Below are 14,176 nucleotides of genomic sequence, written 5' to 3'. Positions count from 1 at the left end.
AAACAGATGAATTTGCGGCAACTTTTTGACGATTTGTCCATTCGCTAACCATTTATCTGTATGAGCATACAATTAAAGTCATTTATCGGTAAAAATATCCTCATCCAGCCAATTCATCTGCCTCAGCGGCTCGGGTCCGCTGTCCATTCCGAGTAAGCGAAGAAGCTGTTTCGCATTATCGGAAGCATCGCCTCCTGAATTGTTATTGAAGATTATCCAGCACTGCTCCGATTTCTCAAGCAGCTCTTCGATCCATCCCTTCCATTGATTGAGCTCCTCCAGGCTGTAACGGTACAAGTACCGCACCTCACGCCAGTTGGGCTGACCGCTGGAATGCCATCCCTCGGCATTGCGCCCATGCATTCGGATCATGACGGCACCGGTATCCGATGTCTCCAACACAACGGGCACAGAACCGATACCTGCCTGGGGCTCGTCAGCTATGCTGTGAATCCAACCTTCACTGCGCATAAGCTCCATCGTCTTCTCGCGATATTCCGGCGCATACCAGCTCTGATGCCGAAATTCCAGAGCTACAGGAACATCCTTCATCCACTCCCGGGTGCGCTTCAGGATTTCCACGTGTTTGCGTTCGCACCCAAACCATGGCGGGTATTGAAAGAGAACCGCCCTTAACTTTCCCGCCAATCGCAGTTCTTCAACCGAAGCGAGCAGATGCTCAAACATCATTTTTACATTCGTGTACCTGTCTTTGCCTTGGCCGCGCGCGTGACCCGTCATGCCTTGATAGGCCTTTACAATAAAACCGAAATGGTCCGGGACCGCGGCTGCCCATTTACTCATCTGTTCTGCTGAAGGAATGGCATAGAACGAATTGTCCATCTCCACAATCGGAAAATGCCTGCTGTACATTTCCAGCTTATCGGCAGCCCTTGCCCCTTCATCGTACAACTTGTCATGGTCTCCCCAGCCGGACAGCCCCATCTGAATCCGTTTCTCAAGCTTTTCTTCCTTTAACATAACAATCCTCTCATCAACATGATTTACCATATCGGGGACTTCTATTAATTAACCTCAACCCGGCGATTTCAAAAGCAAGCAGCCCCATACTGATTTTTCCAATGCCTGCAGGCACCTACTTCTGATCGTAAAAGATATGGCGTGCCTCCAGGGCTCCGTCCTGGATAAGAAGCCGTCCATATGAATACCGGGGCTGTCTGCGTTTGTCAGTTGCCGATCCCGGATTAAACATCAGCACGCCTTGTACATTTTCTAGGAAAGGAATATGGGAGTGACCGAACACTATGCAATCCACCTCGCTATCATGGAATGCCTTTCTTGCACGTGATGGCGTCGTCCCCCCTTGACCGTGTCCATGCACAATGCCGATTCGTTTTCCCTTGGCGAGGACAATCCTGTGGTATCCTAAGCGATCTATAATCACCTCATCGTCAACATTGCCGGCAACGCCCTCAACCGGAGCATACTGGCTCAGCAACTCGTAGAGCTCCCACTTGGACCAATCCCCTGCATGGATGATCAGATCCGAATACCTAAGATCTTCTAACAGCGGAGCTGGAAGCTCCTTCGCCTTTTTGGGCATATGGGTGTCTGATAATACCGTAATTCGAAAAGGATGACTCATCCTGTGCAGCAGCCCCTTCTTGTTCACATCAGATGCAAGCAGCTTTGCTGCGGGCACTATTATATATCCTACCAAATATTTGGATTCAAATAAAACCGCGCTGAAGCTGCGCGGCTCTAAGGGGAGGATGAACAGAAAACATTTTCCAATTCACAGTTTTAGTTTGCCCCGAAGCTGAATACAATGTACGAGCATGCTTGTACGAGTCATGCTTCGTTCCATTCAATCAGGGATAAGGTGGGATAACAATGAGTGTTTTTCTAAGCTACATGATTCTGGGGCTCTCTCTGTCTGCACCGATTGGCCCAATCAATGCTGCTCAGCTTGATAAAGGCATTAAGAATGGTTTTTGGCACTCCTGGATGTTTGGTGTCGGCGCTGTGTTTGCTGATATTCTTTACATGATTCTGGTGTACCTGGGCGTCGTCCACTTCCTGAGCACTCCGTTTATGCAGACCTTTCTGTGGCTGTTTGGTGCCTTTGTGCTGATCTATACGGGATTTGAAAGCATCATGAATGCCAGTAAAATTACAATCAGCAGCGCGCGCAGTGAAGACTCCATTCCCAAAACCATGTTCTCCGGCTTTATTATGTCGGTATCCAATCCCATGACAATCCTGTTCTGGCTTGGCATCTATGGTTCCATTCTTGTTAAGGCCGCTGCGGACGATAACAGCTCCGGTCATATTTTTCTGTACAGCCTTGCGGTCATTGCAGGGGTTGTTGTATGGGATTTGTTCATGGCAGCACTCGGGAGCTTCTTCCGGAAATATTTAAGCCAGAGAGGACTCTCCATCATTTCCATTATATCTGGCGTATCCCTCATTGCCTTCGGTATCTATTTCGGCATTCGGGCATTAACCCTGCTCTATCCCCTCGTGTTTTAACGGGCAGGCTTCGGATTCAGTTTGGATTTGTTGAGCGTTTTCCCTTGACCGCTGCCGGATTTCTTCCATATTGGACGCATACATAGGACAACCAGACCGATGATGACAAGGAAGCCTAGACTGATCAAGAGCCCTGTTCGGCTCGTGGGATGCATTGCTGTTCCGCTTACCGCAGATACAATGAGCAGCATGCCCGTGTATCTTTTGATCTGCCCCCACATCGTAAGCTGTACTATTTTGCCTGCAGATATAAGGATAAACAGCCAGTTGTACAATAGCATGAGACCGGCTGCGGTCGTCAAATATTCATAGATCTTGCCAGGAATGAGCAGTGACAGGACGATGGAGAGAATCAGACCTCCTGCTGTAAGGGAAAGCGCATAGACCGGAGCCTGCCGATGAAACTTTTTGGCTGCAAAGATCTTGGGCGCGTCATGATCCTCTGATAAGGTCACGAGCATCGTTGTGACTGCATAGAGCGAGGCAACCATCGTCGAGAAACCGGCCACAATTAATACAGCATTAAAAATATGCGGGATGAACGGCAGCTGATAGGAGCTCAGTGCGACAACAAACGGACTCTTGGTCGTAGAGAATTGATTCCAGGCAACCATCATGACCGCCAGTCCGATTGATAGAACGTATACAATCGACAGCAAGATGATCATCACTTTACCCGACTTGGGTGCTTCCTTTGGATTTTTCAGACGTACGGCCATCATGCCCATTACTTCAATACCGCCGAAGGCGTAGAATGCAAAAATCAGGGAAGACCACACACCCTTTCCTCCCGCAGGGAAAAAAGCATTCAAACTTCCCGGAAAGTGCGGCTTTGTCCCGCCTTTTAGCCATCCCATCCATGCGGCCCCCGCAATGATCAGGAACATAACAATAGCAGCTACCTTTATAACCGCAAGTACATTCTCCAGCCTGTCAAACCCTTTGTTACCAAGCCATATGACAATCAGCCCAAGCACCGCGTATCCAGAGGCAAATATCCACATCGGAACGGACGGAAACCAGAAGCGTGAAAAAATAGCGAGGGCCGTCATTTGACTTCCCATGATCAATACCTCCGAGCACCAATACATCCAGCCTGTCGAGAAGCCTGCCCACCGGCCGAAGGCTTTTTTGGCATAGGTTCGGAATGAGCCCTTCTGCGGGTCTTCGGCCGTCATCTTCGCCAGCACATCGAATACAAAATAGGTCGCTGCCGCTGCCAATATAATAGATAGAAGAAATGCAGGCCCACCCAATCTAATGCCAAGTGCAGATCCGAGAAAATAGCCTGTACCGATGGTGGATGCCACCCCGAGCAGCGACAGCTGCCACCATTTCAAGTTCCCTTCCTTCGACTTCGCCCCTCTGTTCACGGTCTTATCCTCCAGACTTCATAATAAGTACTTCAAAACTTTCCTTATTATGAAGGGAATCTCCATGCATTATGTACCAGGTGTCTGTCCTTATAATCCCTATTTGTATTGCATTGCACCTTTCACTGGATATCCTCGCATATTTTGGCTGTTCCCCGAGAACTCTAAGCTGAAGAAAGTGAAATGGGGGATCGAATAACATGTCCGTTGCTCGCGGTATTCCAACGAATCAAGTATTCATGATTATGATGTTGACTGCCGGTTTGACCAACCATGTCATGATTATTCCTGTCCTGCTTGAAAAGTCAGGCCGGGATGCCTGGATTACAATTCTCTTGTCAGCGTTCTTGTTCATGCCCTGGATTCTGCTTATATACGGAATTATCAAGAAAATCGGCGACCGCACATTAACGCAGGCATTAGACGAAAGCAGCGGAAAATGGGCTCGCATCATCGTGATGGGCATGTCCGGATTGTATTTTTTCTCCTTTTCATTTTATACATTGAAGGAAGTGATCGACTGGACCAAATCCACCTACATGATCCAAACGCCGGTCATCGCAACCGCATTGGTCCTCGTGTTACTATGCCTCGTCAGCGTGAATCATGGCATCAAAACCATTGGGGTTTCTGCAGGGATATTACTTCCTTTTGTTGTCTTACTGGGAATATTCGTATCCATAGCCAACCTGAAGGTCAAAAATTACAATTATCTGCTGCCCATTCTGGAAGATGGGTTCATGCCTATACTTAGCGGAATCCCTGTCATGTTCGGCGGGCTTTCGCAAATTTTCTTAATCCTGTTTCTCCGTCCCCACCTTCAGAAAAAGCCGCGTTTTGTTACAGTTCTGCTCATCCATCTGATCTTCATCTTTTTAACGTTTGGTCCAACGATCGGAGGCATTGCCGAATTCGGTCCGGAAGAAATGAAGCTGCAGCGGTATCCGGCTTATGAGCAGTGGCGGCTCGTCAAGCTCGGAAAATTCGTGGAGCATGTTGATTTCTTTTCCATATTCCAGTGGCTGAGCGGAGCTTATGTCTCTATATCGATCTGCATCTATTTGCTATGTGAAGCGCTGCTGCCCAAAACCAAGCGGAGAACCGGCGTGTTAGCCATTTCCACGCTGCTTATCATCCTGTGCGCCTCACCAATCAGCAATCTGAAAATGTATTATGCGATGGCTGATTATTTTATGCCTGTATCCGCCGTGTATCTTACCGTGTTATGTCTGCTGATGTTTTTCTTAATCCACAAGCAGCAGCAAGCGAATTCCATTACAGCGAAAGGAGAATCTCAACCATGACCATTACCGAGCAGCAGCTCCGAGAACGTTATGCCGATTCCAATGACATCTATATTTCGTCTTATCCTGGGATGGAAGGCGCGGCACAACCATGGGCTCTTATGATATACAGTCCGATGATGTGCGACTCCCAGCTGATGTCCAAAATCCTGCTGCCCGTCATCAGTAAGGAATGGAATATTTCCGTTACGCAAAAACATGAGTTTGATCCGGGACATCTCGAATACTATCTTACTCTTGACTCCGCTGAGGCCAGCGCTGAATCCATTGATGACATTGTTTTCTCAGGCTATGTTGCGCTGTATTTCCCCAAGGATAACAAGTTATTCTCCTATAGTGCCTGCAAAAGAATCGGACGAGTACCCGAAGAAACGGCATCGGAAACTTCGATTAAGGGGCCGCGAGACGGATTTGTGGAGGAACTGGACGTCAACGTGTCCCTCATTCGCAAACGCCTGAAATCTCCGGATCTTGTCTACACCTCCTTCAAGCTGGGTGACCGGAGCAAAACCTCCGTAGGCATCATGTATTTGAAGGACAAGGTTATACCGGAAACGGTGAAGGAAGTCGAAGAGAGACTGAATCATTACTCCGGTGATTCACCGGTGGGCATCGGTGAACTCGCTGAACATATAACACCCTACCGATTTACGGTACTGCCGATGTTTGATTATACGGGACGGACGGATCTCGCATACGATTCTTTAACGCGCGGCAGATTGATCATTATTATGCAGGGAAGTCCCGTGGTATTGATTGCACCTGCCAGCTTTATGCAGCTCCTGTTTGCTGCCGAGGACCCGCAAATGCCATTTTATTTTGTATTTCCATGGAGAATCCTTAGGCTTGTGGGCTTCCTGATATCCATTCTGCTTCCGGGTTTCTATATTACACTGATGTCGTTCCACCAGGATCAGATCCCTTTTCCGCTGCTGGCAACGGTGGCCAACACCCGGCTCGGACTTCCTATTCCGACCGGAATCGAAATGCTGGTCATCCTGTTTCTGCTCACCCTGCTGCGGGAGGCCGGCATGCAGATGCCTTCTCCTATCGCATCCACCATCACGGTTGTGTCCGGTATTATTATCGGCGATGCCGCCATTCGAGGGGGATTCTTCTCGCCTACAATGACCGTAGTCGGTGCATTGGCCTTTGTGGCCGGTTCGACCCACTCCAATCAGGACTTTGTGGTAACCCAGACGATTTTGCGTTTTTTTGTGCTTGCTTTCTCTTCGGTATTCGGATTATTCGGTTTTTTTATCGCGATATTCTTGATGGTGCAGTATGCGGCCAACCATAATCCGTTCGGACAGCCCTTTCTCGCTCCCTTCTCCCCCTTCTCCCTGTCCAAGATCATTCGCAATCTCATGAGGTTTCCGGGTAAACGAAAAAAAGGCGGGGCATTATGAGACGGGTCTTGATGCTTGTAGGTATATTGTCTTTTTTGCTCACAGGGTGCTGGGACAACAAAGAAGTACAGGATATCAACTACATCACTGCACTGGGTGTCGATTATAAAGACGGGAATTATATCATCTATGTGCAGATGCTTGACTTCGCTACAATTGCCAAGCAAGAAAGCGGCAAACAAACGGAGAAAGCACCCATCTGGGTCGGGAGAGGTACCGGAACGACACTGGCCGGAGCATTGGTCGACCTGTATACGTCGAGTCAGCAGCGGGTTTCCTGGGGACATGTCACGGCATTGGTGCTTACGGAAGCCGTATTAAAGCCTGATCAGATGTCCCAAGTGTTTGACCTGACCAATCGTTCCCAGGAAATCCGTTATACCAAATGGGTATACGGCACTCAGGATAGCATGGAGGACCTGTTCACCGTCTCGCCATTCTTTCAACTCTCTCCCCTTCATTCACTGCTGCATGAACCCAAAGAAAGCTACGATCAGTTCTCGTTCATACGCCCGATCCAATTCGTCAATTTCATTCGGCTCTACCGGGAAAGAGCGGCTACAGTTGTCCTTCCGTCCATTCATATCTCCAGTCAAAACTGGTCTGAAAATCTGAAGCAGCACCCGATTCTGGAGGTCAGCGGTGCCTTTATGATTAAAAACCAGAAGCTGATGGGCTGGCTCAGCCGCTCCGACCTGCTAGGTACCCGCTGGTTGGCTTCCCCGCACACCCACGCTTCCATCATCGTGCAAGAGGAGGGGGAAGCCATTGGGAGCATCAGCCTGGAGAAACCTCAATCCTCGATTGAGATCATACGCGAACCCGACGACGTGGCCTACAGAATTAAACTTAACGTAACGGGGACGGTACAGAATATGTACAAGAAGGTTGGTGTCAGCGAGATGAAGCGGTTAACCGAAGCCACGCTGAAGAAAGAGATGCATACCACCTTTCATAAGGCTGCTCTGCTAAAAGCCGACCCCTACGAGTTATGTCTTCAGTTGTATCGAACCGACCCCAAACTATGGAAGAAATTAGTCGAGCAGAAAAAAGAAATCCATGATGCTTCCCTTCGCGAGCTTGAGGTCGATGTCAATCTTCGCTTCTGGGGACAACGTAAAAATCTGAACCGGTAACCATCCGAAGCCGCGATGGATTGGTCATTGCCATGTACGCAAAAAAGAAGCAGGCCGCTGAATGACCGGCCTGCTTCTTTACTTGTTGAATTATTTTTTCATGATATCCTTGATGTCGTCTTTAATGGATTCTGCCTGCGGTCCGAATACGATCTGAACCGCACCCTGACCCAGACGCATGACACCGGATGCGCCTAATTTTTTCAATTCCGAATCTTTTACGGCCTTCTCGTCCTTAACAACAAGGCGCAGGCGCGTGATACAAGCATCGATGCTGGTAATATTATCGGCACCGCCGATATTTTGCAGGACCTTGGCCGCCTTGGACTCTTTGGATACTGTACCGGATGGAGACTGGCCATCGGTTCCAGCGTCCTCAGAGGACAGATCCAAATCGTCGTCATCCTCGCGTCCAGGCGTCTTCAAGTTCAGCTTGACGATCAGGATTCTGAACAGCAGATAGTAAACTACACCGAAAGCCAATCCTACCGGAAGGAGAAGCCAAGCGTTGGTGGACAGCTTCAGATTCACCAGATAGTCGATCAGACCCGCAGAGAACGTAAAGCCCAAATGTACATCCAGCATATACATGATCAGACCGGAAAGACCTGTCAAGAATGCATGCACCACATATAATAATGGAGCTATGAACATGAACGCGAATTCAAGCGGTTCGGTGATACCGGTCAGGAACGACGCCAGTGCTGAGCCGATGAATATCGATCCGACTAACTTGCGTTTGGACGGCTTAGCAGTGTGCATAAAGGCCAGTGCCGCAGCCGGCATCGCAAACATCATGATTGGAAAGAATCCGGACATGAACATACCAGCCGTCGGGTCTCCCGCAAAGAATCGCCACAGATCGCCGTGAACGACTTCGCCCGCGGCATTCGTGTAATCTCCGATCTGGAACCAGGCGATGGAGTTTAATACGTGGTGCAGGCCCAGAGGGATCAGCAGGCGGTTAGCCATACCAAAGATGAACGATCCAATACCTTCAAGACCAACAACCCAGTTGCCGAAAGCAGATATTCCATCTTGGACCGGGCTCCAAACCATACCGATCAGCACGGCAAGCACCATCGTGGAAGCTGCCGTGATAATCGGAACGAAGCGCTTACCCGCAAAGAAGCCCAACCAATCCGGCATTTTAATATTGTGGAATTTATTATATAAGTATGCGGACCACAGACCAACAAAGAAACCGCCAAGAACGCCCATATTCAACTTCACGTCATCTGGTATAAACGGCATTTGCAGCGGTACTTGTGCAAGAACTTTGGTAAGCACCATGTACCCAATAAGAGCGGACAGAGCCGCAACGGCGTCTCCAGCAAAACCAATTGCAACGCCAATCGCAAAGATGAACGGCAAATTGTCCAGAATCGCAAGGGCACCGGAGGTCATGAACGGAGTTACATATTGATTCAGAAAAGCTCCGAAAGCCCCTAAAGGAATATCTTTTTGATAGTCAATCAATCCAAGCCCCTGCAAGATACCTGCCGCAGGTAGTGTAGCCACGGGCAGCATAAGGGACTTACCCAGCTTTTGCAATTTAGCCAGCATGTCAATCATCCTTTCAACTTCAATAATTTAGCTTTCTACTGAAAACGTTTACATAATGCGTCGAATATATAATTGTTTCGTCCCTCCATTCGGGTAAAAAAAGAATCCTCCTCCTCGCGGGTTTCTTGTATTCATCGAAGATTCTTCAAAAAGAGCGACGATGACTAGAGAGGTACGTTATCTTGTGATATAGAACTCGGTCTGACCTGCTAAAACAATGTGCATTCTATATCAACAAAAAAAGCCAAGGAGGACGGTGACTAAATAAAAATAGTCATGGTCTTCCTTGGCTCATGCCCACAAACGCGGTAACACGCCGTTCTCTTATTCATTTCTGCTGTTATCTTAATTCAGGTGTTCCTGTTTTGTCAATATCCAATATTTCAATCCATGATTCATTATGTTGCACTACTTCAATTCAATGGTGAGGACATGATCTTGCCCGGATACGACATCGCCAATCTGCCCTTCGACCTTTGAAGCCACTTCATCCGCATTAGTCACAATGATTGGTGTAATCGTCGGATAACCCGCGGCCTTGATAGCGGCCATGTCGAACTCAATGAGAGTCTGACCCGACTTCACCTGATCTCCAGCTTGAACATGACTGGTAAAACCTTCGCCCTTAAGACCGACCGTATTAATCCCAATATGAAATAAATACTGAAGCTGCGTCGCCGGATCTTCCAGCATCACGGCATGCTTCGATTTAATGACATGGGCAACCGTACCGTCAAATGGGGCTACTAATTTCCCCTCTGAAGGCTCGATGGCAATGCCTTGGCCCATATGCCCGGCAGCAAACGCCTCATCCGGCACTTGGGATAAGGGTACTGCTTTACCTGACAATGGAGCTGTGACTTGAATAGCTGTTGCTGTCTTTTTCTTCTTCCAACGATCGAACATATTATGATTCCTCCCTGGGTTGATTCTTCTGCTGTAGTCGGCCTGTGAACAGCCGATATAAATGCATGGCTAGAAAGCAGATTTCCGCTTCCGGTACTTTCTTGCCGAGTTCCTTCTCCATCATTGCCGCAAGACGAGCAGCCATACCGTACTCATAAGTGAACTTGGTACGAATCTGTTCTGCGAACGGATTATCCACGTGGATCTCCTGGTTCAGCATACGATCTACGGAGAATCTCAAATGCATGAGAAGGCGGACATAATCCATACTCCCCCGGTCAAAGGTCGTCTGCCGCTCCTCTTCTATATATTTCACCAAACTTCCCACCACATTCGAGGCCTTCACCAGATGGCCTACCGGCACATGGCTGACAGCAGAATAAACATGATAGGTCAAGAAACCAATCTCGTCCTCCGGAACCTCGATGTGAAAGGTCTGTCCGATGATTTCCGCTGCTTTGGCTGCGATATCATATTCTTTCGGGAAGCTGATTCGGGTCTCTTCAAGGAAAGGGTTTATAATATCCATACCCTTACGGATTCTGTAGATCGTAAACTGGATATGGCTCGGTAAAGCCAAATATACCTTGTCGTTTAATGTGCCCGGAAATTCCTGTCCTATGAGATTGAGTATCTGGTCTGTGATCTCCATCACCAGTGGATCGAATTCTTCCAGCAGATGGTGAGCTTGACTCCACTGCTCCCGATCCTCGAGCCTGAACAGCTTCTCAATCCGCTCATCGTCCGAGGAGATCGTGCCGCCTGTTTTTGCTCCAAAGCCAATTCCTTTGCCGAGGATGACGTATTCCAATTCTTTTTTGCCGCCATTGACCATCACGACATTATTACCTATAACACGCACAACTGTAAACAACTCGATCCCGCTCATTGACTTCCCCCTTTCCTTTAAGTTTAATCAGAGAACAGCCGAAGGATTCATGTCCGAAGATAAGCTCCAGACAAATTCCCACAAACATGAAAAAAGCCAAGAAAAGACCCCTTTGAAAGCTGTCTCTTCTTGGCTCATGCCCTGCTAAGGTAACACGCCGTCTCTTGTTGGTGCTATAACCCCATCATAAAACAATCCGCTTGCATTCGTCAACATTTGACACTCGAAACTGGACCTCCCAGGCGGGAATTCACACCAAGCCCATTAACGGAATTCGTTAATTCCCTACCCATTTCTGAAGAGCGAGAATAACCTCGTGAATATGAACCGGCTTATGAATATAACCGTTGGCACCATCAGCAAGGAATTGATCCTTATCCCTCATGGCATTCGAACTCATCACGATAATGGGAAGGTCGGACCACTCCGAATTCTCTCGAATCCGTTTCATTGTTTCGATTCCGTCCATCTCGGGCATCACCAGATCCAACAAAACCGCATTGATAGAGGATTGTTTATTCAGCACCTCCAGGCATTCATAACCATTTTGTGCTGTATGCACGGTCATCTGGAGTTTCTCCAGCGCATTGGTCAAACCATACACATTACGGATATCGTCGTCCACGATTAATACCGTTTTGTGTTCCAATTGGCTAAGCTCGTCCAGCTCATACTCCTCTATCCGTATATCACTCAAGCTCGTATGGCTTGCGGCAGCGGCCACCTCAGGCAGCACAAATAAGCTTTCGCTTCCGCCATACTCTGTTACGAGCGGCAAATACAAGACAAAGATACTTCCGCTTCCTTCCTCGCTCTCGACGGTAATATATCCGCCCAGCAGCTTGGCAAGATGCAGCGATATGGATAAACCGAGACCCGTTCCACCGAATCTTCTGGCAGTGGTTTCTTCCCCCTGCTGGAAGGCTTCAAAGATCGGTTGAAGATGCTCTGCCGCAATCCCGATACCGGTATCCTCCACTGAAAAAGCAATGACTTCTCCACTGATGATGAAATCCGAAGTGACAATCGAATTCATTTTCTTTACAGACAGTTTTACGCTGCCGCTCTCTGTGAACTTGATGGCATTCGAGAGCAGGTTGCGCAGAATTTGATGGAGCCTCATCCCATCGCTGTACATCATGTCGGGCAGATCTTCCGCCATCTCAATTTCAAACTCCAGATTTTTGGACTCTGCACTCTTGGAGAAATACCCTTCCATCAATTCCGGCAGCTCTGTCAGATTTACCAGGTCCATCTCGATCTGCAACTTACCGGCTTCCACTTTGGACAGATCCAGAATATCATTGATTAAATTCAGCAGCTCACTGCCTGAATTATGAATGACAGAAGCATAATGCTGCTCTTCCTCTGTCAGGTTGCCCTGCTTATTCTCCGATAAAATCTGAGACAGGATTAACATGCTGTTCAGCGGTGTCCGAAGTTCATGGGACATATTCGCCAGAAATTGAGACTTATACTTGGAGCTCTTCTCCAGCTCCTTCGCATAATTCTCCAGTTCACTGGCTGCTATTAACGCCGCTTCCTTCTGGGCTCCCAGACGTTCATTCAGAAGATGCATCTCAACCGAGTGGGCTTGAAGCTCCTCCGTCTGTGTCTGCAGTTCTTCCGTCTGACTCTGCAGCTCCTCATTCAAGGTCTGCGATTCGTGATATAACTGCTGGATCTCCATTTTACTTCGAATCGAGTTCAGCGTAACCCCAAGCTGTTGATTAAGCTGTTCGAGCAGCTGGATTTCCAGTTCATCAAAGGGTTTGAATTTGGCTAATTCAATTACGCCAAGGACTTGCCCCTCGAACATCACAGGTGCAAGCAACAAGGTCGTAGGCTCAGCATCACCCAGACCCGATTCTATCCGCACATAGTTCGGCGGGATATCGTCCAGAATAATCATTCGCTGCTCCAGCATACATTGACCCACCAAACCTTCACCTGGCAGGAAACGGTCTCTGACCTTGTTCCAGGGCTCACCATCAGGGTCAGCAAAAGCCGCGGCCTTTACCAATTCTGAACCGTCCCGGTTAATAAAAACAGCTCCGTACGGCAGCTTCATGATTAAAGCAAGCTTATGAATGAAAAATTGCACGGCCGTCTCCACGCGATCAGAAGATTGAAGCAGAGTGGACATGATCGAAATATGATCCTTGGCCCAATTCTGTCTCCCGACCTGTGCCAGCAGCTCGTTGGTTGTATCAGCCAACTGCCTCACCTCATCGTTGGAGCGCACATGGATCCGTTGGGACATATTACCGCCTTTAACGATATCAGAGATGATATGGGTTACTTGAGAGATCGGTCTTACAATGCTCTTGGAAATAATCAAAGCCGCACAGATCGTAATCAGAGCTGCTCCGGCCCACAACGCATACATCATATACAGCAATTGGGTGTTGCTATCCTTCATGTCGTCAATCCTGCTTGTTGTCAGCTCACGTTCTGTGTCTCGGAACGAGAGGAACAACTCGTGAATGGAGTTCATCGCTTGCTGCCCGGGATCGTTGATGAAGAAATGAAGGGCTTCCTCATCTTGTCCAAGCTGTTTCAATTGAACCGCAGGCTGGCCCGCATTGGTAATCCATTCCTGGATATTCTCTTTGATATTGTCCAAATGATTCGCTTGCTCAGAACTTTCGCTTACCAGCTGGTACAGCTTGTTGTACTTAATTTGCCAGGACGACAACGCTTGGTTGAACGGCTCCAGATAGGTCTCGTCACCCGTGATAACATACCCGCGTTGACCGGTTTCCATCTCCAGTAAATCCTTCTCGATTTCGTGCGTCAAATTATGTACTTCGATATCATGCTCCTCTATAAAATCCGCCTCTTGCTGCAGTGAAGAGATGCGGTCCGATACAATCCAGAGAAAAGCTCCAAGACATAACAGTATCAACAAATATCCGATTACAATCTTGCTGCGGATATTGATTTTCAGGTTGTTAGACAAGTGGCTAACCTCCCTTGTTCTCTATCAGAATAGGTCTGCTCCTATCCTCATAGTAATTGTTATGAAAATGGTTTACAAGCAAAACCATTTTGCATGATCTCAATGCTACTTTAGTCGTAGGCAGTCAGATTTATAAAA

The 14,176-nt window shown here is 48.1% G+C and carries 11 protein-coding genes; 4 read left to right on the top strand and 7 right to left on the bottom strand.

Annotation, left to right across the window (positions count from 1 at the left end):
* Positions 1-78 precede the first annotated feature (78 nt).
* Positions 79-981, bottom strand: coding sequence for a DUF72 domain-containing protein (locus WDY75_RS12565; protein WP_063480513.1), 903 nt, complete (start codon positions 979-981; stop codon positions 79-81).
* A gap of 115 nt (positions 982-1,096) precedes the next feature.
* Positions 1,097-1,606, bottom strand: coding sequence for a metallophosphoesterase family protein (locus tag WDY75_RS12560; protein WP_063480514.1), 510 nt, complete (start codon positions 1,604-1,606; stop codon positions 1,097-1,099).
* 248 nt (positions 1,607-1,854) lie between these two features.
* Between WDY75_RS12560 and WDY75_RS12555 the strand changes: the two genes are divergently transcribed.
* Positions 1,855-2,493 carry a LysE family transporter gene (locus WDY75_RS12555; RefSeq protein WP_006211175.1) on the top strand — a complete coding sequence of 213 codons (639 nt, stop codon included), beginning with the start codon at positions 1,855-1,857 and terminating at the stop codon, positions 2,491-2,493.
* Here the strand turns inward: WDY75_RS12555 and WDY75_RS12550 are convergent.
* On the bottom strand, positions 2,490-3,866 hold the full coding sequence (locus tag WDY75_RS12550; protein WP_063479982.1) for an amino acid permease: 1,377 nt from the start codon (positions 3,864-3,866) through the stop codon (positions 2,490-2,492). The two genes, WDY75_RS12555 and WDY75_RS12550, sit on opposite strands and share 4 nt — an antisense overlap.
* A gap of 200 nt (positions 3,867-4,066) precedes the next feature.
* On the opposite strand from WDY75_RS12550, the gene WDY75_RS12545 reads away from it, so the two are divergent.
* The 3 genes from WDY75_RS12545 to WDY75_RS12535 are packed head-to-tail and all read left to right on the top strand — an operon-like array spanning position 4,067 to position 7,715.
* The gene (locus WDY75_RS12545) at positions 4,067-5,170 is read left to right on the top strand and encodes an endospore germination permease (RefSeq protein WP_063479983.1); all 1,104 of its coding nucleotides are present in this window, start codon (positions 4,067-4,069) and stop codon (positions 5,168-5,170) included.
* Positions 5,167-6,579, top strand: a complete 1,413-nt coding sequence (locus WDY75_RS12540; protein ID WP_063479984.1) for a spore germination protein — start codon at positions 5,167-5,169, stop codon at positions 6,577-6,579. Before WDY75_RS12545 ends, WDY75_RS12540 begins: the two co-directional genes overlap by 4 nt.
* Complete coding sequence (locus tag WDY75_RS12535) at positions 6,576-7,715, top strand: Ger(x)C family spore germination protein (RefSeq protein ID WP_006211179.1); 1,140 nt, start codon at positions 6,576-6,578, stop codon at positions 7,713-7,715. Before WDY75_RS12540 ends, WDY75_RS12535 begins: the two co-directional genes overlap by 4 nt.
* A gap of 90 nt (positions 7,716-7,805) precedes the next feature.
* Here WDY75_RS12535 and WDY75_RS12530 read toward each other — a convergent pair whose 3' ends face one another.
* The 4 genes from WDY75_RS12530 to WDY75_RS12515 form a co-directional block, all read right to left on the bottom strand.
* Positions 7,806-9,281 (bottom strand): PTS transporter subunit EIIC, encoded by a 1,476-nt coding sequence (locus WDY75_RS12530; RefSeq protein WP_063479985.1) that lies wholly within the window; start codon positions 9,279-9,281, stop codon positions 7,806-7,808.
* Between the two features lie 408 nt (positions 9,282-9,689).
* Positions 9,690-10,187, bottom strand: coding sequence for a PTS glucose transporter subunit IIA (locus WDY75_RS12525; protein ID WP_036642191.1), 498 nt, complete (start codon positions 10,185-10,187; stop codon positions 9,690-9,692).
* A 1-nt stretch (position 10,188) separates the two neighbouring features.
* Positions 10,189-11,076 (bottom strand): PRD domain-containing protein, encoded by an 888-nt coding sequence (locus WDY75_RS12520; protein WP_006211184.1) that lies wholly within the window; start codon positions 11,074-11,076, stop codon positions 10,189-10,191.
* A 277-nt stretch (positions 11,077-11,353) separates the two neighbouring features.
* Positions 11,354-14,038: a CHASE3 domain-containing protein gene (locus WDY75_RS12515; RefSeq protein WP_063479986.1), complete on the bottom strand. Its 2,685-nt coding sequence runs from the start codon at positions 14,036-14,038 to the stop codon at positions 11,354-11,356.
* Positions 14,039-14,176 lie beyond the last annotated feature (138 nt).

Origin of the sequence: Paenibacillus glucanolyticus, assembly GCF_037333485.1 — a bacterium.
GTDB lineage: Bacteria > Bacillota > Bacilli > Paenibacillales > Paenibacillaceae > Paenibacillus_AQ > Paenibacillus_AQ glucanolyticus.
This window is presented reverse-complemented; position numbering and strand designations above follow the sequence as displayed.